This is a genomic window from Dactylosporangium sucinum (assembly GCF_014647515.1).
GTDB classification, from domain to species: Bacteria; Actinomycetota; Actinomycetes; order Mycobacteriales; family Micromonosporaceae; genus Dactylosporangium; species Dactylosporangium sucinum.
Genome location: NZ_BMPI01000064.1, coordinates 16977 through 39867 on the forward strand (window position 1 = coordinate 16977; position 22891 = coordinate 39867).

Below are 22891 nucleotides of genomic sequence, written 5' to 3' on the forward strand. Positions count from 1 at the left end.
GGCACACGCTCAACCCACCACCACGCCGGAGGTCAGTCCTCCGGGAGCGGGGGCAGGACGCGGGTCGTGTCGTACTCCAGCACCTGGGCGATGCGCCGCGCGTGCCGCTCGTTGCCCGAGAAGGACGTCGTCAGGAAGGCCGTGACGAGGGCGGTCGCCTCGTCGAGCGTGTGCTGGCGGGCGCCGATGGCCACCACGTTGGCGTCGTTGTGCTCGCGGGCGAGCTGGGCCGTCTCCTGGTTCCAGGCCAGGGCGGCGCGGATGCCGGGGACCTTGTTCGCGGCGATCTGCTCGCCATTGCCCGACCCGCCGATCACCACGCCCAGGCTGCCCTCGTCCGCCACGACGCGGGCGGCGGTGTGGAAGCAGTAGGCCGGGTAGTCGTCGTCGGGGTCGAACTTCGCCGGGCCGACGTCGACGACCTCGTAGCCCTGCAGGCCCAGGGCCGAGACCAGGTGCACTTTCAGCTCGTATCCGGCGTGGTCCGAACCAAGGTAGACGCGCATACCCGGAAGTTTGTCAGAACCGGATCAGGCCGAGACACGAACCCGCCACCAGGACCGCGCCGAGCAGGCAGAGGCCGCCCACCCAGGCGGCCGTGGCGCCGCCCGAGAGGTTCCAGTGCCTCCGCCGGTCCCAGGCCAGGGCCGCCGCGGCGAAGGCGCCGACGCCACAGGCGGCCACCATGGCCGCGATGAAGATCTGCATGTGCCACCCCAGGCCGCTAGTACGAGCGGCCTAGTGTGTATCACGATCGGGTGAATACGGCGAAATTCGCGGCGCGGCCGAGCGCGGCGGCCGCGCCGGGAACATCGCCTGACGGGATCAGTCCAGCTCCGCGACGACGAGACCCGCCCGCGCCTTCGGGGTGAACCACGTGCTCTTGCGGGGCATCTTCTGCCGGGCCAGGTTCACCGCGACGAAGTCGTCGACGGTCACCGGCGCGATGAGCACGGCCAGCTCGGCCCGGCCCGCGTCGACCTCGCCCCGCAGCCAGGCGGCCGGGTAGTCGCCGCCGACATACGTGATCCGCTTGTCGCCCGGCTCCAGGCCGAGCGTCTCGGCGAACAGCCGGCGCTCGACGAGCGCGTGGTCGAGGTTCTCCACGACGCCGGCCCCGCTCAGCTTCGGCAGGGTCACCGACCAGGCGCCCTCGCGGCTGAAGAGGTGCACGCGGCCGCCCGTGGCCGGGACGTCGGCCGGGCCGGCCAGCGGCTCCCGGTCGAGGCCGTCGAGCGGCTCGGGCAGGTCGGAGACGAGCCGGTTGTACGGCTGGATCGCCACCGATTCCGCAGTGGTGACGACCGCCAGGAACCGCGGGTAGCCGGCGGTCTGCGCGGCGAGGCTGCGGTGGTTGCCGTCGGCGACGACGAGCTCCCCGCCGCCGGCGAGCGCGAGCAGCCGGTCCCGCGTGGTGCCCGGGCCGACGGCCCAGATCTCGTGCGTGCGGCCGGCCGGGTCGGTGTCGGCCACGGCCGGCGGCCCGGCGTCGGCGACCGACTCGGCGAGGGCGGCGTGCAGGGCCTCCCCGTGCGCGGTCTGCAGCAGCAGGACGGGCGACAGCAGGTGCTTCGTCGCCTCGGCCAGCGCGACCCGCTCACGGACCTTCTCGATGAAGACGTCCTCGTTGCGGATGACGGCGCCCGGCTCGTCGGCGCTCGTCGAGATCTGGTCGGTCGCGATCATGCACCAGAGGCCGTAGGCGCGGGCCCCGTCGGGCGCCGTGATGCGGTACAGCACGACGACATCGGCGGCCGAGGCGTAGTGGCCGTCGTCCTTGGCGGCCCGCAGGCGCGCGACCGCGTCCGGCAGGCAGTCGCGGAAGGGCTTCCCGACGCTCTCCGGCGCCCGGTGGGGCATCTCCACCGCCAGCGCGCTGGACGGGTTGGCGGCGATGATCTCGGTGATCTCGGCGTCGTCGGCGAACTCGTCGTAGTTCTGCGCGCCGGTGCCTCCGGTGGACAGCCAGGCGCGGGCGATCGGGTACGCAACCGTCATGAACGAAACGCTATAGCTCAGGCGATGCGGGCCGCGGCACGGGGCACCGCCCGTCCCGCAGTGCGGCGCCGGGCGGTGCGCGAGGCGGCCGCGGGCGCGGCCGGCGAGAGCAACCGCGGGGGGCGCACGAGCGCGAGGGCCGGGGCGGGCTCGGGGTCGACCGGCACCTGGGCCGTCCACGCCGAGGCGCTCACCACGACCGGCGTCGCCAGCAGCGCGACGACCTCGTCCGGCAGGTCGGGCAGTTCCTCTTTCCAGGCCCGCTCCTGGACGGTCCACAGCGTCGTGGAACTGTCGGTGGTCATCTCCGTCGTCCTCCCCAAGGCGAAAAGCACTCGTCGCATCCAGGGCAACGGCTTCCTAGGGCTTCGGCGTCGCACCCGGTGTGCGATCCAGGGAACGGCACGCACGACCCCGCGTGGTGGGTCCGTCGCGGTTCAGGCACGAACCGGGGGTACCACCGTGAGGAGCTTCACGATGCGCAACGCCATCTTGCCGGGCTGACCCCGGCGCAGCTCCACCATGTCGGCGAGCGCGTGGATGATGCGCAGCCCGCGGCCCGACTCCGCGTCCGGCGGGGCATCGGGCGGGGTGGCGGAGTCGGGGCCGACGCCGTCGTCGACGACGTCGATGATGCACCGGTCCTCCTGGATGGTGACGGTCACCTCGTAGTCGGCGCCGGAGGTCGCGTGCTGCACGGCGTTGGCGCACGCCTCCCCGACGGCCAGGCCGATGTCGTCACGGCAGTCCTTCGTGACGGCGAAGACCGCGAGGGCGGCGTCGAGGACGCGGCGGGTGAGCGGGACGGTGGAGTGGTCCCGGGGCAGCGAGAGCGAAAGCCGGACCTCCATGCCCACGGTCGTGCTCCCTTCGCGTTCAGCGGCCGCGCACGTCGTATTGGTGCCCCGGAAACCACCTGTGGAAACGACGACGGACGGCTGCGTCATATAGCGAAGTACGCATAAGATGGGATCCATGGGTCACGACCACGACCACCACCAGCACGGACCGCGGGAGGACGCCGACCGCCGTTGGTTGTCGGTCGCCCTCGCGCTGATCGTCGGCTTCATGGCGGTCGAGGTCGTCGTCGGCCTGCTGGTCGGCTCGCTCGCCCTGCTGTCGGACGCCGCGCACATGCTCTCCGACGCGGCGGCGATCGCGCTGGCGCTGTTCGCCACCCGGCTCGCGGCCCGGCCGCCGTCGGGCGGCTACACGTTCGGCCTGAAACGGGCGGAGATCCTCTCCGCCCAGGCGAACGGGCTGACCCTGCTGCTGCTATCGGTCTGGATCACCTACGAGGCGATCACCCGGCTCGTCACACCGCCGCCCGTCGGCGGCGGCGCGGTGCTGGTGACCGCGCTCGCCGGCATCGCGGTCAACCTGGTCGCGGTGTGGGCGATGGGCAAGGCCAACCGGGCCAGCCTCAACGTCGAGGGCGCGTTCCAGCACGTGCTGACCGACCTGTTCGCGTTCGTCGCGGCCGCGATCTCCGGCCTCGTGGTGCTGCTGACCGGCTTCCACCGCGCCGACGCGATCGCGTCGCTCGTCGTGGCCGCGCTGATGATCCGCTCGGGCGTCCGGCTGGTGCGCGACTCGGGCCGCATCTTCATGGAGGCGGCGCCGAGCGGCATGGACCCGGCGACGCTCGGCCGGGAGCTGTCCGGCGTCCCGGGCGTGGTCGAGCTGCACGACCTGCACGTGTGGCAGGTGACGTCGGGCTATCCGGCGCTGTCCGCGCACGTGCTCGTCGACCGGGAGGGCGACTGCCACGCGGTGCGGGCCGCGATCGAGACGCGGCTGCGGGAGCGCTGGGAGATCGGCCACACGACGCTGCAGGTCGACCACTGCGAGGACGACCCGCACTGCGTCGACTCACACGGTGCTGCGTACCGCGCTGCCGGCTGACACGGCCTGGACCCGCCGGGTGACCACGCGCTCGGCGACGAACGAGAGGAACGGCACGGTGCCGGCCAGCAGGATCAGCACCGTGAAGCCGATCGTCCACTTGGCCCGCCGGGCGAGGTCGGCCGCGAGCACCAGGTAGACCATGTAGAGGAAGCCGTGCGCCGGCCCGACGAGCGCCACGATCGTCTCGTCGTCGGTGGTGTACTTCAGCACCGTCCCCACGGTCAGCACGATCAGCAGCACGCCGACGATCCAGGCGATGACCCGGTAGCGGGTGAGGGCGGGGTTCAGTGGTGTGGCGGACATCGGCCTCATCCGGGAAAGTCGCTGGGACGGCGGTCAGGGTTGGCGGCGAGCCAGGCCAGCATGCGGTTGTAGGCCGCGAGCTCGGGGTCGTCGTCGTCGCTGCCGCGCACCGGCGCCTGCTGGTGCTGCAGCGGCCGCAGCGGCGGCGGGGCCGGGCGCGGGGCCCGCACCCCGCGGGCGTCGCGCACGGCGCGCACCCACAGGAAGACGACGAAGACCGCGAACAGCGGCCACTGGACCGTGTAGGCCCAGCTGAGCATGTTGCCGGCGGTGGCCCGATCGTACTGCCAGCGGCCCGCCACCAGGCACACGGCGACCCCGGCCAGCGCCAGGACATGCCCGAGCACCCACCGAGGTGTGAAGAACCGCCGCACAGGTAGGCAGCCTACCTCTTGCCGCTCACTCGAATGTCGGGCCCACGTCCCGCGTGCGCTTGATCTCGTAGAAGCCGGGCGTGCCGGCGACCAGCAGCGTGCCGTCCCAGAGCCGGCCGGCCGCCTCGCCGCGCGGCCGCGGGGTGACGACGGGGCCGAAAAACGCGATGAGTTTGCCGTCAGGGCCGGGGACGTGGATGACGGGCGTGCCGACGTCCATGCCGACCGGGTCCATGCCGGCGAAGTGGCTGGCCCGCAGCTCGGCGTCGTACTCGGTGGACTCCGCGTAGCCGGCCAGGTCGGCGGGCAGGCCGGCCTCGGCCAGCGCGGCCCGGTAGAGCTCGTCGCCCAGCTCCTGCTTCTCGTGGTGGATCCGGGTGCCCAGGGCGGTGTACAGCGGGCGGAGCACCTCGTTGCCGAACTTCTGCTCGGCCGCGATCGCCACCCGCACCGGCGCCCAACCCTTTGCCAGACCCTCCTTGTATCGCTCCGGGAGGTCGTCGCGGCCCTCGTTGAGGATCGACAGGCTCATGACGTGGAAGCGGACGTCGACCGGGCGGACCTGCTCCACCTCGAGGAGCCAGCGGGACGTGATCCAGGCCCATGGGCAGCGCGGGTCGAACCACATATCGGCGATGACGCGGTCTTCGGCCATGGCGGCGACCACCTCTCTACTGAAAGAGTCGGAAATCCGCTTCGATCCTTACTCCGGCGCGTCCGGACGAGCTACCCGGGCGGGGAGTGACCTGAGCCACTCCTCCAGTGTCGCCCGCCGACATGGAACACTCGGGGTGACGCCGTCGACGGGGACGGCCACAGCGAACGACGGGAGACGACACGTGGCCGGTGTACGCAACCTACGCCAGGTCGAGGCGGTCGAGCGGGCACGCCTGCTCGACATCGCGGCGTACGACATCAGCCTCGACCTGACGGATGGCGCCGGCCATCCCGGGGAGGGCACGTTCCGGTCGATCACCGAGGTGCGCTTCACCTGCCACGAGCCGGGCGCGGCCACCTTCATCGAGATCGCCGCGGCGAACCTGCGCAGCGCCACCCTCAACGGCGTGGACCTCGACATCTCGGGCTGGTCCAACGAGGACGGCCTGGCGCTGCCCGGGCTGGCCGCGGACAACGTGCTCGTCGTCGACGCGGACTGCGCGTACTCGACGACCGGCCAGGGCCTGCACCGCAGCGTCGACCCGGTGGACAAGGAGGTGTACCTCTACAGCCAGTTCGAGACGGCCGACGCCCAGCGCGTGTTCGCGTGCTTCGACCAGCCCGACCTCAAGGCCGAGTTCACCTTCCACGTCACCGCGCCGGCGCACTGGAAGGTCATCTCCAACATGCCGCTGGCCTCGCAGGGGGACCTGACGCGGCACTTCGTCCCGACGCCGCGGATGAGCACCTACATCACCGCCGTGTGCGCCGGCCCCTACCACGAGGTCCGCGACACGCACGACGGCATCGACCTGGGCGTCTTCTGCCGGCAGTCGATGCGGCAGTACCTCGACGCCGACGACATCAACCTGATCACCAAGCAGGGGTTCGACTTCTTCCACGAGGAGTTCGGGATCCGCTACCCGCTGCCGAAGTACGACCAGGTCTACTCCCCGGAGTTCAACGCCGGCGCGATGGAGAACTTCGGCTGCGTCGTGCACGCCGAGCAGCACTACATCTTCCGCTCGCCGGTCACCGACTACGAGTACGAGCAGCGCGCCAATACGATCCTGCACGAGCTCGCCCACATGTGGTTCGGCGACCTGGTGACCATGCGCTGGTGGGACGACCTGTGGCTGAACGAGTCGTTCGCCGAGTGGGCCAGCCACTGGTGCAACACCCACGCGACCCGGTTCCAGGACGCGTGGACGACGTTCCTGTCCGTGCGCAAGAACTGGGGCTACCGGCAGGACCAGCTCTCCTCCACGCACCCGGTGTACTGCGAGATGCCCGACGTCGAGGCGGTCGAGGTCAACTTCGACGGCATCACCTACGCCAAGGGCGCGAGCGTCATCAAGCAGCTGGTCGCCTACGTCGGCATCGACGCCTTCCGCACCGGCCTGCGCGCGTACTTCCAGCAGCACCAGTGGGGCAACGCCACGTTCGACGACCTGCTCTCCGCGCTGGAGACGGCCAGCGGCAAGGAGCTGCGCAAGTTCGCGGCCCAGTGGCTGGAGACGGCCCAGGTCAACACGCTGCGCCCGGAGCTGTCCATCGCCGCCGACGGCACCTACGAGCGGGTGCTGGTCCGGCAGGAGGCCCCGCCCGCCTACCCGACGCTGCGCACCCACCGCATCGGCATCGGCCTCTACGACCTCGCCGGCGGCGCCCTGATCCGCCGCGAGCTGGTCGAGGCCGACGTCGACGGCGAGGAGACGGAGCTCACCGCCCTGGCCGGCCGCCGCGCCGCCGACGTGCTCCTGCTCAACGACGACGACCTCACCTACGCGAAGCTGCGCCTCGACCCCCGCTCCACGGCCACGGTCGTCGAGCACATCGACGGGCTGGACAACTCGCTCGCCCGCGCCCTGGTCTGGTCGGCGACGTGGGACATGGTCCGCGACGCCGAGCTGGCGGCCCGCGACTACGTGAAGCTGGTCGCCACCGGCCTGCCGGCCGAGAAGGACATCAACCTGGTCACCGCCACCATCCGCCAGGCCCAGTCGGCGCTCGTGTTCTACGCCGACCAGTCCTGGGCGCCGGAGGGCTGGGCCCAGATCGCCGCGACCGCGCGCGCCGCGCTCGCGTCGGCGGAGCCCGGCAGCGGCTTCCAGCTGGCGTGGGCCCGCTCGTTCGCGGCAGCGGCCCGGGGTGCCGACGATCTGGCGGTACTGCAGGGCTGGCTGCGCGGCGACGACGTCCCCGCCGGCCTGACGATCCAGGCGGACCTCCGCTGGGGCATCCTGCACGCCCTGATCGCCAACGGCGCCGCCGACCCGGCCGAGATCGAGGCCGAGCTCGACCGCGACCGCACCGCGAGCGGCGAGCGCCAGGCCGCGCTGGCCCGCGCCCTGGTCCCGACCCCCGAGTCGAAGGCCGAGACGTGGCGCCGCCTGGTCGAGGACCACAACCTGCCGAACTGGCTGCAGCGGTCGCTGCTGCAGGGCTTCCAGCACTCGGCCCAGACGGCCCTCACCGCGCCGTACGTGGCCGCGTACTTCGACTCCCTCACGACCGTCTGGGAGCACCGCGACAGCGAGCCGGCGGCGGAGTTCGTCGAGCTCGGCTACCCGGCGTTCCAGGTGAGCGTGGACACGGTGGCCCGCACGGAGGCCTGGCTGGCGGAGCCGGGCCACCCGGCGCCGCTGCGCCGCCTGGTCGGCGAGGGCCGCGACGGCATCGTGCGCGCGCTGAAGGCGCGGGCCAAGGACGCCGAGTCCGCCTGACGCACTGCGCGAGGGGGCCCGCACCGCACTGGTGCGGGCCCCGCTTCGTCCACGGCTGTTCCGCACAGACGTTGGTCGATCTACCCTCACGGGCCGGCTCCGCACAGACGTTGGTCGATCTACCCTCACGGGGCGGTTCCGACAGACGTTGGTCGATCTACCCTCATGGTGATCTCGAAAAGCGAGGGTAGATCGACCAACGTCTCAGCCCGAGGCGGACGGGCCGGGCGCGAACGGGCCGGGGGCGAACGGGCCGGGGGCGACGAACGGGCCGGGGTCGAACGAGCCGGAGCCGGAGCCGGAGTCGGAGTCGGACGCCCGAGCCCCCTGGGCCGACTTCATGATCGATGGCGACTTGTGGCTGCCGGGGCGACCAGGGGCTTCCATCGATCATGGGCCACTGCCCGTGGCGGCAAGATCATGACGCGCTGACAGTGCGGGCCCCGTGCGACCGGCAGGTCGCACGGGGCCCGCTGTGCTGCTCGGGTCAGCCGCGCCCGGCGTGGTCGGCCAGCTGCGCCAGGCCCGCGACCAGGCCGCCGGCCAGGTCGCCACCGCCGAACGCGGCGGCCATCGACAGCGCGGCCAGCTTCGCCGCGCGGTCGGGCAGGCGGCGGCGGGCCTCGCCACCGGTGACGATCTCCAGCAGGCGCTGGTTGGGCGAGACCGCGACGAGGACCGAGTGTGGCGGGTCGGCCAGCTGGGCGTGCAGCTTCTCCGCGGCCGCCCGCACCGGCTCGTCGAGCTCGCCGACGTAGATGCTGAAGGTCAGCCCCGTGGACGTGTCGGCCAGCCGGAGGGCCTCGTCCAAGCGGAGCAGCTGGCGCGTCGTGAACGGCCCGCTCAGGACGTCGGGCTGAGACTTACCAGCGGTCACTTGCGCCTCCCATGACGTGCGGCTGCGCCTTGTCGCCGGACCACTCGGTGACCGCCTCGGTGGCGGCCCCGCTGCCGCCGGCGGTCAGCTCGGGTCGCCGGGTGCCGGGCAGCTCGCGCGCGGCCGTCGCCTTGGTCAGCTGCTCGGGCGCCGAGAGGAACCAGACGGGCGTGAACTCGAACGGCCGTCCGGGCCGGTAGCGCTTGCTACCGCGCCGGGAGCCTCCCCCGGCGAACACGGCGCCCGTGATGAGCACGATGACCAGAACCGGGATGCCGGCGTAGATCAGCGTCGTCTCGATGATGGACAAGCTCAACGCCCCCAGGCGTCGAAGGGACTAAAAGACCGGCTTCACGTTAGCGGTCGCGTATGACCAGCCCGTTGCCGGGGGTATCGACCTTGGGAACGGAGGGGCTGGGCGCGGGCTGCCGCCCGGTCGAGTCCATCGACCGGTTCAGCGACGCGCACGGCCGCGGCGGCTACCGCGGTCGCGGGACCCGGCTAGGCCGCGTGCCCCAAACTGGGACCGTCGACCGGCAGCTCGAGCCAGTCCGCCCAGCGCGGGTCGGGTGTGCGGTGACCGAGCACCCGCCACGCCACCCCTTTGGGTGCCATCGGGGTGGTATGCAAACGCCAGCCGAGTTCGGCTGGCGTTTTGTCACCTTTTGTGTGGTTGCAGCGGGCGCAGGCGGCTACGACGTTCTCCCAGGCGTGCCGCCCGCCCCGGCTCCGTGGCATCACGTGGTCGATGGTCTCGGCCGGGCCGCGGCAGTAGGCGCATCGCCATCCGTCGCGGGCGAATATGCCCCGGCGGGAGAGGCCTATGTGTGTGCGGTACGGCACACGGACGTACCGCGTGAGCCGCACCACGGACGGGACCGGCAGCTCCTCGCTCGCACTGTGGAGGATGCCCTCACCGTCGGCGACGCACACCGCCTTCGACGTCAGGACCAGGATGGTGGCACGTCTGACAGACACGACACACAGCGGCTCGTAGGTGGCGTTGAGCACCAGCGCACCCGATACTCGTGCGGGTCGTATGTCAGGCATCGCCGTCCCCCTCGTGCGTGAAGGAATCTCCCTGGTGAAGGTCTCGGTAACGGCCCCGGCAGCGAGGCCGTGGGCTAATCGTCCCTGATAGATCCTCGGATTGCACGTACTATTTGCGGCCGGCGGGTGAACCTTCGCCCACCCGGCAGACGTTTGTGCGGACTTACCCCGGTTCGCACCGTTCAACAAGGAGTGTTGTGACCAGCCCTCTGGCCCTGCCGTTCGAGCAGGCTCCGAGCCCCCAGCCCGGTCCGAGCTGCGTCAAGGTCAGCGACGTCTGCCAGATCGTCTACGAGCAGACCAACGTGCGGTGGCTCGCCGAGAGCAGCTACTGGATCCTGGTCAAGCCGTTGTCCATCCTGCTGATCGTCGTCGTGGCGTTCCTCGCCCGGACGATCATCCACCGGGCGATCGACCGGCTGATCCGGCACACCGTCTCCGAGAACGAGCAGGGTGGCTCGCTGCTGCGGCCGCTGCGCAAGCGGCTGCCGAATGCGCTCGCGCTGCCGATCGAGCGGCGCAACCAGCGGGCCCGCGCCCTCGGGTCGGTGCTGCGCTCGATCGCCTCGGCCGTGGTCTTCACGATCGCCACGATGCTGGTGCTCGGCGAGGTCGGGCTCAACCTCGGGCCGCTGCTGGCCAGCGCCGGCATCGCCGGTCTGGCGATCGGCTTCGGCGCGCAGAACCTGGTCAAGGACTTCATCGCCGGCCTGTTCATGCTGCTGGAGGACCAGTACGGGGTGGGTGACGTGGTCGACGTCGGCGAGACGAGCGGCACCGTCGAGGCGGTCGGCCTGCGGATCACGACGATCCGCGACGCGGCCGGCGTGGTGTGGTACGTGCGCAACGGCGAGATCATCCGGGTCGGCAACAAGAGCCAGGGCTGGGCCGTGGTCAACATCGACGTGCCCGTCGGCTTCGTCTCGGTCGACCAGGCCAGCGCCGTCCTGCGCGACGCGGCGGCCGCGATGGCCGAGGACCCCGCGTACGCCGACGACTTCATCGACCCGCCGACCGTGCTCGGCGTCGAGCAGCTGACCGCCGACGGCGCGGTCGTGCGCACGACGGTCAAGACGTCGACCGAGGCCCAGTGGCGGGTCGGGCGCGAGCTGCGCCGCCGGCTCACCGAGGCCCTGGAGCGGGCCGGGATCACGGCCCAGCTCACCGCCGCGCGGATGTTCATCCGTCCGGCGACCGAGCCGGGCGCGGACACCGGTGCGGGCGGCACCGCCGGGCCGACCTGATCGGCCGTTTTTGACGGATCGCGCGATCATCGGCAACCAACCCGACGGGTAGGGTCGCGCGTCGGGTGGTCAGTCGGTTATCGTCCGTTCGTTCAGGTGCATCGCTGCACAGTGTCCCGGTCCGGTGCCGTTTGACCCCTCTTGGCACTGGAATGACCGGTTCGGCCGCGCCCGCGAACGTTTGACGCCGCTGTCGTGACCGATGGAAGGGGGCTCCGCCGGTGTCCGACCCCGACGAGTCCGCGAACCGCCCGGCGACCATCGGTGAGACGCTCGCCAACCGCGAGTATGTCGCCGTCTTCGCCGCCAGTTCGCTGTCGTGGTTCGGCGACAGCGTGGCCCGGGCCGCCGTGATCGCCCTGGTCTACCTGCGGACCGAGTCCCCGATCGCGTCGGCCGCCGCGTTCGCCATCAGCTACCTGCCGTGGCTCGGCATCGGGGCGGTGCTGGCCGCCATCGCCGACCGGTATTCGTACCGGAAGATCATGGTCCTCAGCGACCTGCTCCGCATGGCGATCATGGTGGCGCTGGCCGTGTTCGGCGGCCTGCCGACCGCCGCGCTCATCGGGCTGCTGTTCATCAGCGCACTGCTCAGCCCGCCGTTCGACTCGGCCCGCTCGGCGCTGCTGCCGCGGATCCTGACCGGCGAGAAGTATGTCACCGCGCTCACCATGCAGCGCACCGCCGCCCAGGTGGCGCTGATCGCCGGCTACGCCTGCGGCGCGGCGCTCACCGCCGTCGACTCCCGCTACGCGCTGGTGTTCAACGCCGGCACGTTCGCCGCGTCGGCGCTGCTGGTCTTCTTCCGGGTCAAGGAGCGCGCCCCCAGCCTGCGGGTCGAGCAGCGCACCAACCTCATCCGGGAGAGCATCGAGGGGTACACGGTCGTCTTCCGCTCCCCCGTGATGCGCGCCATCGCGCTGCTGGTCTTCTGCGGCGTCTGCTTCGGCGTCGTCCCCGAGGGCCTGGCCGCGGCCTGGTCGGCGCACCTGGCCGGCGGCCCCAACGCGATCTACCTCGGCGTGATCATGGTGGCGGCCGCCGTCGGCTTCGTCTTCGGCAGCGTGCTCGTCACCTGGCTGATCAAGCCGCACCAGCGGGTCAAGCTCATCCGGCCGGTCGCGATCATCACGCCGCTCGCCCTGGTGCCCTCGCTGTTCGACCCGAACATCGCCGGCGTGGTCGTCATGACGCTGATCTCCGGCGGGGCCCTGGCCGGCACGCTGCCGGCCACCAACGCGCTGTTCGTGCAGGTGCTCCCGCCCGCGTTCCGGGCCCGGGCGTTCGGCGTCATGCAGAGTGGCGTGCATCTCATCCAGGGCGGCGCGATCGTCGGCACCGGCTGGCTGGCCGAGCACTTCCAGCTGCCCAACGTGGTGGGGTATTTCAGCATGGCCGGCGTGGTCGCCATGGCGGTGATCCTCACCATCTGGCCGGCGCAGGCCACGATCGCCGACGCGATCGCCGCCAACAAGGTGCGCGTCGCCGAGCTGGAGCACGCCGGTCGCACGCCCGCGGGCAGCGAGGACTTCGGCGAGGTCACCATCGACCTGGGCCGCGCCCCGCTGCCGGCCCGCCGCCCGCGCCCGTCGCCCGGCCCGGCCGCCCGGCCGGCCCACCCGCCGATGGCCGACCCGGCCGAGCGCACCGTCGACCTGTCCGAGCGCACGACCGAGCTCGGCGGTCTTCCCCCGCCACCGTCGCCGTCCTCGCAGCCGGCACGGCATAGTTGATGGCGTGACGGCCCCCAACTTCTACGAGCTCGTCGGCGGCGAGCCCACGTTCCGCAAACTGGTCGACGTGTTCTACGAGGGCGTGGCCGAGGACCCTGTCCTGCGCCCGCTCTATCCCGAGGAGGACCTCGGGCCGGCCAACGAGCGGTTCCGCCTGTTCCTCATCCAGTACTGGGGCGGCCCGGCCACCTACTCCGAGCAGCGTGGCCACCCGCGCCTGCGGATGCGGCACGCGCCGTTCGTCATCGGCCCGGCCGAGCGCGACGCCTGGCTGCGGCGGATGCGGGTGGCGGTCGACGCGCTCGAGCTCGACCCGGAGCACGAGGCGGTCCTCTGGGAGTACCTGGAGCGCGCCGCCCACTTCATGGTCAACGCCGACGAGTCCCCTTCCGGTGGACTAATCGGACAAATACGCTGAGACGCTCGCTTTCGTAACGTTTCCTCGTTGATGAAGTATGCGCCCCCTGGCGGGCACTTCACGACGAAGGAGACCACGTATGCGCCGAGGCCTGCTCGCCGCTGCCGTATCAGCACTGGCCGCGCTCGCGGTCGCCATCCCTGCCTCAGCCGCGCTCAACCACGCGGCGACCGTGTCGACGAACCCGGCCGACTTCACGCCTCACGTCCTGGACGGCGAGGTGCGGGCGTTCGCGCTGGTCGGCGACGCCGTGGTGGTCGGCGGCGACTTCAGCACGGTCAGTGACGCCGCCCGGAAGGTGCGGTACAAGCGGAGCAACCTCTTCGCCTATCGCGCCTCCACCGGCGAGGTCCTCCCGTTCGCCCCGGCCGTCGACGGCGAGGTCTTCACGCTCGCGGCCGGGCCGAACGGCACCGTCTACGCGGGCGGCAACTTCCTTCGCGTCAACGGCGCCGCACAGCGCGGCATCGCGCAGCTCAACCTGGCCGACGGCAACCGGGTGCCGGCGTTCGTCGGCGTGATCGCCTGGGGCGACGTGCGCAGCATCGTCGCCTACGGCCCGTGGGTGTACGCGGCCGGGTCGTTCAGCAGGATCGGCACCCTCGACCGGCCCGGCCTGGCCCGGCTGAACGGCACGAGCGGCATCGCCGACGCCACGTTCGACCTCAGGCTGGCGGCGCCGAACCTGACCCGGGTCAAGCTGGAGGACCTGGCCCTGACCCCGGACGGCACCCGCCTGGGCGCGATCGGCGCGGTCGAGCAGGCCGGCGGCCAGTACCGGGCCCAGGTCGTCATGGTCGACATCCCGGCCAACGGCCCGGCCCGCCTGGCCGACTGGTACACCGACGCCTACACCAAGCCCTGCCGGGCCGGCTTCGAGACGTACCTGCGGGGCATCGACTTCGACCCGACCGGCACCTACGCCACGATCGTCACCACGGGGCGCAAGTGGGGCGAGAAGCTGATGTGCGACACGGCGGCGCGCTTCGACCTGCGGGGCTCGGGCCTGCACCGGCCGCTGTGGGTGAACTGGACGGGCGGCGACTCGCTGTACTCGGTCGCCGACACCGGGGCCGCGATCTACGTCGGCGGGCACCAGCGCTGGATGGACAACCCGCTGGGCCGCGAGACGGCGGGCCCGGGGGCGACGCCCCGGCCGGGCATCGCGGCGCTGGACCCGGCGACGGGCAGGGCGACGGCCTTCAACCCCAGGCGGAACCCGCGCGGGGTCGGCGCCCGGGCGTTGCTGGCGACGCCGCAGGGGCTGCTGGTGGGCTCGGACACCGACCGGATCGGCGACGAATACCACGGCAAGCTCGCCCTGCTGCCGATCGGCTAGCCGGTCACCGGACGTCGCGGCCCTCGTCTGCGGACGGGGGCCGCTGCGCTTGGCCGGAGCATCGGCCGGAACAACACGTCGGCCCCGGTCTCGCGACCAGGGCCGACTACATGGGGTGACTGATGGGATTTGAACCCACGACACCCGGGACCACAACCCGGTGCTCTGCCAACTGAGCTACAGCCACCATGAACGTGCCCGCTAATAGTAGGGCATCGGTCCGCGGATTCGTCGACAGGGTTATGACGCGTTCGTGTCACCTTCCCGGCTCAGCTCGGCGGCGATGGCCTTGGCCGCCTCGACGTCCGGGCCGGGCAGGGGCACGAAGAGGGTGCGGCGGTAGTACTCCAGCTCGCGGATGCTCTCGCGGATGTCCGCCAGCGCGCGGTGGGCCAGGCCCTTGGGCGGCTGGCCGAAGTACACCCGCGGATACCACCGCCGGCAGAGCTCCTTGATCGACGAGACGTCGATCATGCGGTAGTGGAGGTGGTTGTCGAGGCGCGGCATGTCGCGGGCGAGGAATCCCCGGTCGGTCGCGATCGAGTTGCCGCAGAGCGGTGCCGTGCGCGGGTCGGGGACGTACTCCGTGACGTACGCCATGATGAGGTCCTCGGCCTCGGCCAGCGTCACGGCGGACGCGCGGACCGCCTCGGTGAGCCCGGACCGGCTGTGCATGTCCCGGACCACCTCCAGCATCCCGTCGAGCCGCTCGTCGTCGGCGTGGATCACCACGTCGACGCCGTCGCCGAGCACGTTGAGATCGGGGTCGGTCACGAGCGCCGCGACTTCGATCAGCGCGTCCTTCCCCAGATCGAGCCCCGTCATCTCACAGTCGATCCAGACCAAAAGATCACCCACACCAGACAGCCTAGTGTTCATCCGGCCGACTGCTCACTCCTTGATGGACGCAACCACCCGGACCCTTACGGTTCGACGGCCGCCCGCCGTCCGAGTTGTCCGATCTTGCCCACCCCGACGTGGCCGGCGTCACGGCCGGCGCGGGGTTCGGGGACTCACCGGTTGGTGGATGCGGTACCGGCGGTGTCCCGCTCCTCGTCCAGGCTCACCGGCGCCCAGGTGAAGTGCAGCTCGATCGCCGGCAGGGCGGGCAGGGGCGGCAGTTCCACGGGGCCGCGCTCCCCGGCGTCGACGAGGGCACCTTCGGGCAGCGGGCGATCCAGCTCACACCCCGGGTCGGCCCGCTGGGCGGCGTTCTCGACCTCGGCGCTCTCGACCGTGGTCCCGGTCCGCCCGGTTTCGGTGGCGCCTTCGGTGGCGTCGTCGGCCACAGTGGCGTCGGCCAGGATCGCCGCCAGGACGTCGGCCAGCTCTCCCTCGACGACGGGCCGGAGCGTCGGACCCTGCCCGGTCACCGGTTCCGGGGCGACCTCCACGGCATCGACTGCGGTCGTGTCCTCGGTATCGGCCGGCTGCCCGTCCGGCTCCTCGTCGACCGGGGTCTCGGCCGGGGTCTCGGCCGGGGTCTCGGCCGGGGTCTCGGCCGGGGCGGCGGCCCGGGCCGCGAACAGCTTCGGCAACCCGAACCGGCTCCGGGTCGCCGGCGTGGGCTGTTCCGGCAGGACCGGGAGCGCCTGCGGCTCCGTACGGTGCCGCTGGGACCAGGCCAGCGTCAGCAGCGCGAGCAGGAACAGCGCCACGCCCAGGACCAGCGCCGCGGTCGCCGTCGGGGCGAGCCAGGCCGGCGCCAGCCGGGCGGTCATCGCCACGTCGACGCCCGCGCGGCCGTCGGCGTTCATCACGACCAGCGCCAGGTGGCGGCCCCGCAGCGCGGACGGCGACCAGGCGAGCTCGGCCACGCCGGCCTGCCCGGTGCTCTTCGCCAGCCAGAACAGCTGCCCGCCCGGCCCCGGCAGCGGCGCCTCCGCGGGCGCGGCCCCCGGCTGCTCGGGGCCGTCCGGGCCCGGCTGGCCGGAGCCGTTCATGACCGGCTGGGACGGCGCCACCGTGGCGAGGCGGCCCGGGCGGGCCGTCACCTCGACCGGGAGCGGGCCGCGGGCCAGCCGGACCTGGGTGACCCGGGACTGCGCCAGGCCGTCCAGGTAGCGGGTCACGTCCGCGGCCGGGCCGAGGCCGATGAACACGGGGCCGCCGGAGCCGCGCGCCGACAGGGTGAGCGTGGTCTGCCCACCCCGCGCGAACGGCGCGTCGGCTCGCAGCAGCGCGTCGACGTCCGGCACGACCAGCGCGTGACCGTCCGCGTGGACGCGCTCCAGTCGTGCCGTGAACGTGTCGTCGGCGGCGCGATGCCCCATGGCCGTCCAGAGTCCGCCACCGGCGAGCGCCAGCGGCACCGCGATGAGCAGCAGCAGCGCGCCGACACCTGCCCGAACCAGACGCACGACCATTGGCAGCGGCCCCTTCCCCCAGCGTTCTGAGGGCGACCATACCGGCAATATTCGCGCAGTATGCCCTTATTGCCCGAAATTACTTCACCGGGACCTGCACGGTGACCGTGGACTGGTTCAGGTCGTCGACGCGGACGACGAACTTGAACTCCCAGGTGCCGGCCGTCACCAGCGAGACCTGGCCGAACGCGTGGTCCTCGGTGATCGCCAGCACGGGCACGGTCAGCGGCTCGATGCCCTTCTCGGGCAGGGCCGCCGTCGCCTTCCACTCGACGACCTTCAACGGGCCGGAGCCGTCGGGCTTCAGCGCGTACAGGTGCACGGTGTTCTGCCCGACGGTCGCCGGCGAGACGTCGACCTGCAGCTTGACCAGGTTCGTGGTGACGGTCCCGGTGAACGGGCCGGACGGGGTGTTCCCGGCCTGCGCGCTGCGGGCCGGCGAGGTCTGCACGAGCACGGACGTGACGGCCAGGACGACGATCGCGACGGCGACCTCGGCGAACACGGCCCGGCGCAGCAGCCGCCGGTCGCCGTCGCCGACCTCGGGCTCGCCGGCGGGTTCCTCGTCGCCCTCCACGGGGGCGGGGACGAAGCGGCGATTGGTGAGGCTCCTGGAGTACGCCGCGACCCCGATGATGATCGCGAGCAGGGCCACCTTCGCGATGACCAGCCGGCCGTAGGTGGTGCCGGTCAACGCGTCGAGCGTGCCGATCTCGACCAGCGCCTGGGCGGTGCCGGCGAGCACCAGGACGGTGATCGCGAACAGCGCCCAGCCCGACCACACCGGCACGATCGCGGTGAGCTCGCGGGTGTTGGCCTGGCGCAGCAGGAAGCCGAACAGCATGACCAGCCCGCCGAGCCAGACCGACATCGCGGCCAGGTGGGCCACGTCGGCGACGACGGTCAGCGTCGGCACCGGGGAGGCGCTCGGGTGCCCGGAGATCGGCCAGGTGGCCAGGCCGACCACGCCCAGGATGACGAGCAGCGTCTGGTCGATCTTGCCGGCCCGGCCGGCGATCACGGGGCGCAGCAGCAGGGCGACCGCGGCGATGACGGCCAGGCGGATCAGGTGGGCGGCGCCGAAGGGGGTGCCGAGCACCTCCCGGGCGGCGTCGCCGGAGACCTCGAAGAGGGAGTTCCCGGCGGTGTAGGGGATCTGGAGGTACAACTCGAGCACCGTGCTGACCGCGAGCAGGCCGGCGCCGAGCAGCGCCAGGCGGCCCGGCGACCGGGTCGGGAGCCGGCGCGGCCAGAGCGCGAACAGCACCAGCGCCGGCCCGATGAGCAGCACGAGCCCGGCGAACCCGGCGAACCGCGCGACGGACATGGCGTTCTTGACCACGGGGTCGGTCTGCACGACGGGCGAGCCGTCGTCGCTCGGGGTGGCCGAGACCTCGCCGTAGGAGAAGCTGTAACCGCCGCTCACCGGGTGGCTGTCGGCCGAGATGACCCGGTAGCTGACCAGGTAGGTGCCCTTCGGGCCGCCCGGCTTGAGCGGCACGACAAGCTCGGTGTCGCGGGCCACGGGCTTGCCGGTGTCCACCCGGCTGCCGTCGGGCGCGATCACCCGGATCTTGTCGGTGACGACCCGCACCGGCTCGCTGAACGTGAGCGTGACCTCGCCGGGCAGCTGGTCGAGGACCGTGCCGGCGACGGGGGCGGTCTGCTCGAGCGTCGCGTGCGCGCTGGCGGGCGCGGCGGGCAGCACCAGGGTGACCAACGCCCCGAGGAGCATGGCCAGTGCAACGGCCCATTTGCGTGGGGTCATGGCCCTCATGATTTCGCGTGGGTCATTTGCGGATAGTCGCGGGGCCGGGCCCGGAAGTTCCCGATGACGTTTCGTCACCACCCATGGACGGTGCGCGATACGGGTCAGTGGCCGGGCCGGGGTCCGCGATAGAGTCCGTTCATGACCACGACGCGCCTGGAGCCGGGTGACATCGCACCCGAGTTCACGCTGCAGACGGATCGGGACGAGCCGCTGTCGCTCGCCGACCTTCGCGGACGCAAGGTTGTCCTGTATGCGTATCCGGCGGCCATGACGCCCGGCTGCACGAAGCAGGCCTGCGACTTCCGCGACAACCTGGCCTCCTTACAGGCGGCCGGCTACGAGGTCGTGGGCATCTCCCCCGACTCGCCGGCCAAGCTGGCCCAGTTCCGGGAGCGCGACGCGATCACCTTCCCGCTCGTGTCCGACCCGGACCGCACGGTCCTGCGGGCCTACGGCGCGTATGGCGAGAAGCAGAACTACGGCCGCACCGTGCTCGGCGTCATCCGCTCCACGTTCGTCATCGACGAGAAGGGGCACATCGAGCGCGCCCTCTACAACGTCAAGGCGACGGGGCACGTGGCCAAGCTGCGCCGGGACCTGGGCCTGGACTGACCAGCGCAAGATCTGCGTCAAAACACACCGGTAATGCCGCCGAAACGGTCCCTGCCTAGGCTCTCGTCATGGCGGACATCTTCGATGACTATGCGATGTCCGGGGCCATGTTCGAGGCGTGGGACGAGATGTTCGAGCGCCCCGGACAGCCCCGGGGGCCGTATCGCTCGTTGTTCGCCGCGCTCCAGCCGCTGGCACCGGCCGACCTCCGGTTCCGCGCCGACCAGCTGGCCCGCGTCTTCACCGACCGCGGGGTCACCTTCGCCTACGCGGGCGAGGAGCGGCCGTTCCCGCTGGACCTGATCCCGCGGATCATCGACGCCACCGAGTGGGACCTGCTGACCGCCGCGGTCCAGCAGCGGGTGAAGGCCCTGGAGTCGTTCCTGGCGGACATCTACGGCGCCGGCCGGGTGTTCGCCGACGGCGTCGTGCCCCGCCGGCTGATCACCACCAGCGCGCACTTCCACCGGCAGGCCCACGGCATCGAGCCGCCCAACGGCGTGCGCGTGCACATCAGCGGCGTGGACCTGGTCCGCGACGAGGAGGGCCGGTTCCGGGTCCTCGAGGACAACCTGCGGATCCCGTCCGGGGTGTCGTACGTCATCGAGAACCGGCGTGCGCTCACGCACACGATGCCGGCCCTGTTCGCCGACGCGCGGGTGCGGCCGGTCGACGACTACCCGGCCCGGCTGCTCGCCGCGCTGCGGGCCGCCGCGCCGGAGGGCGTCGACGACCCGACCGTGGTGGTGCTCACGCCGGGCGTGTACAACGCGGCGTACTTCGAGCACGCCCTCCTCGCCCGCCTGATGGGCGTCGAGCTGGTCGAGGGCCGCGACCTGGTCTGCAGCGGCAACCGGGTGCGGATGCGCACCACGCAGGGCGAGCGGCCGGTGCACGTGGTGTACCGGCGGGTCGACGACGAGTTCATCGACCCCCTGCACTTCCGGCCCGACTCGGTGATCGGCTGCCCGGGCATCGTCAACGCCGCCCGCGCCGGGCAGGTCACGCTGGCCAACGCGGTCGGCAACGGGGTCGCCGACGACAAGCTCGTCTACACCTACGTCCCCGACCTGATCCGCTACTACCTGGCCGAGGAGCCGCTCATCGACAACGTCGAGACGTTCCGGCTCGACGACCGCGACCCGGACGTGCTCCACGACGTCCTCGGCCGCCTCGACCAACTGGTCCTCAAGCCGGTGGACGGCGCCGGCGGCAAGGGCATCGTCATCGGCCCGCAGGCCTCGCAGGAGGCCCTCGCCGCGCTGCGCCGGACCGTCGAGCAGGACCCGCGCGGCTGGATCGCGCAGCGCCCGGTGGCGCTGTCCACCTCGCCGACGCTGCTCGGCGACCGGGTCGCGCCCCGGCACATCGACCTGCGTCCGTTCGCCGTGAACGACGGCAGCGAGATCTGGCTCCTGCCCGGCGGGCTGACCCGGGTCGCCCTGCCGGAGGGCGCCCTGGTCGTCAACTCCAGCCAGGGCGGCGGCTCCAAGGACACCTGGGTCCTGGCCCACCCGGGCGAACCGGCACCCGCTCCCCTCCGCCCGCGCGCCCCGGTCGAGCCGCGGGACTCCGCCGCCGGCCCGCGCGACAGCGGACCGGCCGCCGCTCAGCTGGCGGGGCAGTGAGCGGTCCGGAGCGCAGCGGAGGGGCCGCTCACCGGAAAGCACCGGTGCTTACCCGCCACCGGAGCGAAGCGGAGGTGGCGGGATGCTGAGTCGTATCGCTGAGTCGCTGTTCTGGATCGGCCGCTACGTCGAGCGGGCCGACGACACCGCCCGCATCCTCGACGCGTTCCTCGGCCGCCTGCTGGAGGACCCGTGGGCCGACGAGGACGCCGCCTGCCGTTCACTGATGTCGATCCTGGGTGCGCCCGCCCCGCAGGACCGCCGCCTCACCACCGGCGACGTGCTGGAGCTGCTCGCGTTCGACGCCGAGGACCCGAGCGCCATCTCCGGCGCGATCGTGGCGGCCCGCGACAACGCCCGGGGCGTGCGCGAGACGATCTCCAGCGAGATGTGGGAGTGCCTCAACGTCACCTGGCACACGCTGGCCTCCCGCCGGGTCGCGGCCGAGCGCCTCGGACCGACCGTGTTCCTCAGTTATGTGCGGGAGCGGGCCGCGGTACTGGCGGGGCTCGCCGAGTCCACCATGAGCCGGGACGACGGGTGGCGCTTCCTCGTGCTGGGCCGCTCGCTGGAGCGCGTGGACATGACCGCGCGGCTGCTGTCGATCCAGACGCACACGCCCGACGAGGTCACCGGCTGGCGGACGGTGCTGCGCTCGTGCGGGGCCGACGAGGCGTTCCTGCGCACGCACGGTGGCACGTTCGACCCGCAGCGGGTCACCGAGTTCCTGCTCCTCGACCGGCTCTTCCCCCGGTCCGCCCTGCACGCCCTCGGCACCGCGGAGCAGTGCCTGCGCGACCTGGCGCCGACCACCGAGCGGGCCGGCGTGACGGACCCGGCGCGGCGGCCGATCGGGCAGATCCGCACCCGGCTGGAGTACGCCGACATCAGCACGCTGCTCAGCGAGCTGCCGCAGCACCTGCGCGCGCTGCAGCAGACCTGCGCGACGGCGAGCGCGGCGATCACCGCCCGGTACTTCCCGCAGTCCACGCCCGTCACGTGGGGCACCGTCGCCTGGGGTGGGTCATGAGCACGAGCTGGCGGTTGAAGATCCGGCACGTGACCGGCTACAAGTACGCCGGCACCGTCTCGGCCTCCTACAACGAGGCCCGGCTCACGCCGCTGACGCTGCCGTGGCAGACGACGCTGTTCAGCCAGGTCGAGGTGACGCCGGGGGCGGCGACCTACCGGTACCACGACTACTGGGCCACCCAGGTCACCGCGTTCGACCTGCACCGGCCGCACCAGCAGCTGCGGGTGGTCTCCAGCAGCCTGGTCGAGGTGTCGCCGCCGCCGGCCGCGTCGGCGGCGCTGGACTGGAGCGAGTTGCGGGCCGACGCGGTGCTGGACGCGCAGGCCGAGTTCCTCACCGAGCGGCCGCTGACGGCGGTGGATCCCGCGCTCGTCGATCTCGCCTGGTCCGCTCTGGACGGGGCGTCCCCTGGCGTGGCCGCCGTCGATCTTTCGCACTGGGTGCGATCGGAGGTGGCCTATGTACCTGGATCGACCGGCGTGCAGACCAGTGCCCAGGAGGCGTGGGACCTGCGCAAGGGCGTCTGCCAGGACATCGCGCACCTGACCGTCGGGCTGCTGCGGGCCCGGGGCGTGCCGGCGCGGTACGTCTCGGGATATCTGCACCCGAAGGTCGAGGCGGAGGTGGGCGAGACCGTCGCCGGGCAGAGCCACGCCTGGGTCGAGTGGTGGTGCGGGGAGTGGACCGGCTTCGATCCCACCAACGGGGTGCCGGTCGGCCCCCGGCACGTGGTGGTGGCCCGCGGCCGCGACTACGACGACGTCCCGCCGTTGCGCGGCGTGTACCACGGGGCACCGAGCAAGCACCTGGGAGTCACCGTGGAGATCACACGACTGGCCTGAGTACAGTGTGTC

General features: G+C 72.1%; 25 protein-coding genes and 1 tRNA gene. 10 read left to right on the forward strand and 16 right to left on the reverse strand.

The genetic code is table 11. From position 1 onward, the window contains the following. Positions 1 to 32: 32 nt before the first annotated feature. From IEZ31_RS43380 to IEZ31_RS43400, 5 genes are all read right to left on the reverse strand, one after another. The gene (locus IEZ31_RS43380) at positions 33 to 506 is read right to left on the reverse strand and encodes a ribose-5-phosphate isomerase (protein ID WP_190255978.1); all 474 of its coding nucleotides are present in this window, start codon (positions 504 to 506) and stop codon (positions 33 to 35) included. A gap of 13 nt (positions 507 to 519) precedes the next feature. Continuing rightward, on the reverse strand, positions 520 to 708 hold the full coding sequence (locus IEZ31_RS43385) for a hypothetical protein (RefSeq protein WP_190255979.1): 189 nt from the start codon (positions 706 to 708) through the stop codon (positions 520 to 522). Between the two features lie 117 nt (positions 709 to 825). After that, positions 826 to 1998, reverse strand: coding sequence for a DUF1015 family protein (locus tag IEZ31_RS43390; RefSeq protein WP_190255980.1), 1173 nt, complete (start codon positions 1996 to 1998; stop codon positions 826 to 828). A 17-nt stretch (positions 1999 to 2015) separates the two neighbouring features. After that, complete coding sequence (locus IEZ31_RS43395) at positions 2016 to 2303, reverse strand: hypothetical protein (protein WP_190255981.1); 288 nt, start codon at positions 2301 to 2303, stop codon at positions 2016 to 2018. Positions 2304 to 2435: 132 nt separating this feature from the next. Next, entirely contained in the window at positions 2436 to 2849 is a 414-nt protein-coding gene (locus tag IEZ31_RS43400; protein WP_229836701.1) for an ATP-binding protein, read from the reverse strand. Positions 2850 to 2973: 124 nt separating this feature from the next. Between IEZ31_RS43400 and IEZ31_RS43405 the strand changes: the two genes are divergently transcribed. Next, the gene (locus IEZ31_RS43405) at positions 2974 to 3903 is read left to right on the forward strand and encodes a cation diffusion facilitator family transporter (protein WP_229836691.1); all 930 of its coding nucleotides are present in this window, start codon (positions 2974 to 2976) and stop codon (positions 3901 to 3903) included. Here IEZ31_RS43405 and IEZ31_RS43410 read toward each other — a convergent pair. Genes IEZ31_RS43410 through IEZ31_RS43420 form a run of 3 tightly spaced genes read right to left on the reverse strand, consistent with a single transcriptional unit; the run spans position 3871 to position 5238 of the window. Continuing rightward, positions 3871 to 4194, reverse strand: a complete 324-nt coding sequence (locus tag IEZ31_RS43410; protein WP_190256027.1) for a DUF3817 domain-containing protein — start codon at positions 4192 to 4194, stop codon at positions 3871 to 3873. The genes IEZ31_RS43405 and IEZ31_RS43410 overlap by 33 nt on opposite strands. A gap of 20 nt (positions 4195 to 4214) precedes the next feature. Continuing rightward, entirely contained in the window at positions 4215 to 4583 is a 369-nt protein-coding gene (locus IEZ31_RS43415) for a hypothetical protein (protein WP_190255984.1), read from the reverse strand. Between the two features lie 25 nt (positions 4584 to 4608). Beyond that, positions 4609 to 5238 (reverse strand): DsbA family protein, encoded by a 630-nt coding sequence (locus IEZ31_RS43420; RefSeq protein ID WP_190255985.1) that lies wholly within the window; start codon positions 5236 to 5238, stop codon positions 4609 to 4611. Between the two features lie 184 nt (positions 5239 to 5422). Between IEZ31_RS43420 and pepN the strand changes: the two genes are divergently transcribed. After that, positions 5423 to 7966 (forward strand): aminopeptidase N, encoded by a 2544-nt coding sequence (pepN, locus tag IEZ31_RS43425; protein WP_229836695.1) that lies wholly within the window; start codon positions 5423 to 5425, stop codon positions 7964 to 7966. 204 nt (positions 7967 to 8170) lie between these two features. On the opposite strand, the gene IEZ31_RS43430 is transcribed toward pepN, so the two are convergent. The 4 genes from IEZ31_RS43430 to IEZ31_RS43445 form a co-directional block, all read right to left on the reverse strand. After that, on the reverse strand, positions 8171 to 8308 hold the full coding sequence (locus tag IEZ31_RS43430) for a hypothetical protein (RefSeq protein ID WP_190255987.1): 138 nt from the start codon (positions 8306 to 8308) through the stop codon (positions 8171 to 8173). Between the two features lie 145 nt (positions 8309 to 8453). Next, positions 8454 to 8843 (reverse strand): DUF5130 family protein, encoded by a 390-nt coding sequence (locus IEZ31_RS43435; protein WP_190255988.1) that lies wholly within the window; start codon positions 8841 to 8843, stop codon positions 8454 to 8456. Next, positions 8830 to 9153, reverse strand: coding sequence for an aa3-type cytochrome oxidase subunit CtaJ (gene ctaJ, locus IEZ31_RS43440; protein WP_190255989.1), 324 nt, complete (start codon positions 9151 to 9153; stop codon positions 8830 to 8832). The genes IEZ31_RS43435 and ctaJ overlap by 14 nt, the downstream gene beginning before the upstream one ends. 191 nt (positions 9154 to 9344) lie before the next feature. After that, complete coding sequence (locus tag IEZ31_RS43445) at positions 9345 to 9893, reverse strand: HNH endonuclease (protein ID WP_190255990.1); 549 nt, start codon at positions 9891 to 9893, stop codon at positions 9345 to 9347. A 197-nt stretch (positions 9894 to 10090) separates the two neighbouring features. On the opposite strand from IEZ31_RS43445, the gene IEZ31_RS43450 reads away from it, so the two are divergent. The 4 genes from IEZ31_RS43450 to IEZ31_RS43465 all read left to right on the forward strand — a co-directional run bounded on the left by IEZ31_RS43450 (position 10091) and on the right by IEZ31_RS43465 (position 14627). Continuing rightward, positions 10091 to 11137: a mechanosensitive ion channel family protein gene (locus IEZ31_RS43450; RefSeq protein ID WP_229836696.1), complete on the forward strand. Its 1047-nt coding sequence runs from the start codon at positions 10091 to 10093 to the stop codon at positions 11135 to 11137. A 221-nt stretch (positions 11138 to 11358) separates the two neighbouring features. Continuing rightward, on the forward strand, positions 11359 to 12870 hold the full coding sequence (locus IEZ31_RS43455; RefSeq protein WP_190255992.1) for an MFS transporter: 1512 nt from the start codon (positions 11359 to 11361) through the stop codon (positions 12868 to 12870). A gap of 4 nt (positions 12871 to 12874) precedes the next feature. Continuing rightward, positions 12875 to 13288: a globin gene (locus IEZ31_RS43460; protein WP_190255993.1), complete on the forward strand. Its 414-nt coding sequence runs from the start codon at positions 12875 to 12877 to the stop codon at positions 13286 to 13288. Between the two features lie 79 nt (positions 13289 to 13367). Beyond that, positions 13368 to 14627: a PKD domain containing protein gene (locus tag IEZ31_RS43465; protein WP_190255994.1), complete on the forward strand. Its 1260-nt coding sequence runs from the start codon at positions 13368 to 13370 to the stop codon at positions 14625 to 14627. Positions 14628 to 14738: 111 nt separating this feature from the next. On the opposite strand, the gene IEZ31_RS43470 is transcribed toward IEZ31_RS43465, so the two are convergent. The 4 genes from IEZ31_RS43470 to IEZ31_RS43485 form a co-directional block, all read right to left on the reverse strand. Beyond that, positions 14739 to 14814, reverse strand: a tRNA-His gene (locus IEZ31_RS43470). A gap of 53 nt (positions 14815 to 14867) precedes the next feature. Further along, the gene (gene orn, locus IEZ31_RS43475) at positions 14868 to 15506 is read right to left on the reverse strand and encodes an oligoribonuclease (RefSeq protein ID WP_190255995.1); all 639 of its coding nucleotides are present in this window, start codon (positions 15504 to 15506) and stop codon (positions 14868 to 14870) included. A 134-nt stretch (positions 15507 to 15640) separates the two neighbouring features. After that, positions 15641 to 16993, reverse strand: coding sequence for a hypothetical protein (locus IEZ31_RS43480; RefSeq protein WP_190255996.1), 1353 nt, complete (start codon positions 16991 to 16993; stop codon positions 15641 to 15643). Between the two features lie 79 nt (positions 16994 to 17072). Further along, positions 17073 to 18770, reverse strand: a complete 1698-nt coding sequence (locus IEZ31_RS43485; protein ID WP_190255997.1) for a copper resistance CopC/CopD family protein — start codon at positions 18768 to 18770, stop codon at positions 17073 to 17075. 132 nt (positions 18771 to 18902) lie between these two features. Between IEZ31_RS43485 and bcp the strand changes: the two genes are divergently transcribed. The 4 genes from bcp (at position 18903) to IEZ31_RS43505 (ending at position 22879) form a co-directional block, all read left to right on the forward strand. Next, complete coding sequence (bcp, locus tag IEZ31_RS43490; RefSeq protein ID WP_190255998.1) at positions 18903 to 19376, forward strand: thioredoxin-dependent thiol peroxidase; 474 nt, start codon at positions 18903 to 18905, stop codon at positions 19374 to 19376. 68 nt (positions 19377 to 19444) lie between these two features. After that, positions 19445 to 21004 carry a circularly permuted type 2 ATP-grasp protein gene (locus IEZ31_RS43495; protein WP_190255999.1) on the forward strand — a complete coding sequence of 520 codons (1560 nt, stop codon included), beginning with the start codon at positions 19445 to 19447 and terminating at the stop codon, positions 21002 to 21004. An 82-nt stretch (positions 21005 to 21086) separates the two neighbouring features. Next, positions 21087 to 22034: an alpha-E domain-containing protein gene (locus tag IEZ31_RS43500; RefSeq protein ID WP_190256000.1), complete on the forward strand. Its 948-nt coding sequence runs from the start codon at positions 21087 to 21089 to the stop codon at positions 22032 to 22034. Next, positions 22031 to 22879, forward strand: coding sequence for a transglutaminase family protein (locus tag IEZ31_RS43505; RefSeq protein ID WP_190256001.1), 849 nt, complete (start codon positions 22031 to 22033; stop codon positions 22877 to 22879). Before IEZ31_RS43500 ends, IEZ31_RS43505 begins: the two co-directional genes overlap by 4 nt. Positions 22880 to 22891 lie beyond the last annotated feature (12 nt).

What these genes read in the sequence shown, in the direction of transcription:
- IEZ31_RS43420 (WP_190255985.1), bottom strand. Translation starts at nt 5,238, where the DNA reads ATGGCCGAAGACCGCGTCATCGCCGATATGTGGTTCGACCCGCGCTGC.
- IEZ31_RS43380 (WP_190255978.1), bottom strand. Translation starts at nt 506, where the DNA reads ATGCGCGTCTACCTTGGTTCGGACCACGCCGGATACGAGCTGAAAGTG.
- IEZ31_RS43485 (WP_190255997.1), bottom strand. Translation starts at nt 18,770, where the DNA reads ATGAGGGCCATGACCCCACGCAAATGGGCCGTTGCACTGGCCATGCTC.
- IEZ31_RS43505 (WP_190256001.1), top strand. Translation starts at nt 22,031, where the DNA reads ATGAGCACGAGCTGGCGGTTGAAGATCCGGCACGTGACCGGCTACAAG.
- IEZ31_RS43465 (WP_190255994.1), top strand. Translation starts at nt 13,368, where the DNA reads ATGCGCCGAGGCCTGCTCGCCGCTGCCGTATCAGCACTGGCCGCGCTC.
- IEZ31_RS43385 (WP_190255979.1), bottom strand. Translation starts at nt 708, where the DNA reads ATGCAGATCTTCATCGCGGCCATGGTGGCCGCCTGTGGCGTCGGCGCC.
- IEZ31_RS43500 (WP_190256000.1), top strand. Translation starts at nt 21,087, where the DNA reads ATGCTGAGTCGTATCGCTGAGTCGCTGTTCTGGATCGGCCGCTACGTC.
- IEZ31_RS43390 (WP_190255980.1), bottom strand. Translation starts at nt 1,998, where the DNA reads ATGACGGTTGCGTACCCGATCGCCCGCGCCTGGCTGTCCACCGGAGGC.
- orn (WP_190255995.1), bottom strand. Translation starts at nt 15,506, where the DNA reads ATGAACACTAGGCTGTCTGGTGTGGGTGATCTTTTGGTCTGGATCGAC.
- IEZ31_RS43445 (WP_190255990.1), bottom strand. Translation starts at nt 9,893, where the DNA reads ATGCCTGACATACGACCCGCACGAGTATCGGGTGCGCTGGTGCTCAAC.
- IEZ31_RS43405 (WP_229836691.1), top strand. Translation starts at nt 2,974, where the DNA reads ATGGGTCACGACCACGACCACCACCAGCACGGACCGCGGGAGGACGCC.
- IEZ31_RS43400 (WP_229836701.1), bottom strand. Translation starts at nt 2,849, where the DNA reads ATGGAGGTCCGGCTTTCGCTCTCGCTGCCCCGGGACCACTCCACCGTC.
- IEZ31_RS43495 (WP_190255999.1), top strand. Translation starts at nt 19,445, where the DNA reads ATGGCGGACATCTTCGATGACTATGCGATGTCCGGGGCCATGTTCGAG.
- IEZ31_RS43480 (WP_190255996.1), bottom strand. Translation starts at nt 16,993, where the DNA reads ATGGTCGTGCGTCTGGTTCGGGCAGGTGTCGGCGCGCTGCTGCTGCTC.
- IEZ31_RS43430 (WP_190255987.1), bottom strand. Translation starts at nt 8,308, where the DNA reads ATGAAGTCGGCCCAGGGGGCTCGGGCGTCCGACTCCGACTCCGGCTCC.
- IEZ31_RS43395 (WP_190255981.1), bottom strand. Translation starts at nt 2,303, where the DNA reads ATGACCACCGACAGTTCCACGACGCTGTGGACCGTCCAGGAGCGGGCC.
- bcp (WP_190255998.1), top strand. Translation starts at nt 18,903, where the DNA reads ATGACCACGACGCGCCTGGAGCCGGGTGACATCGCACCCGAGTTCACG.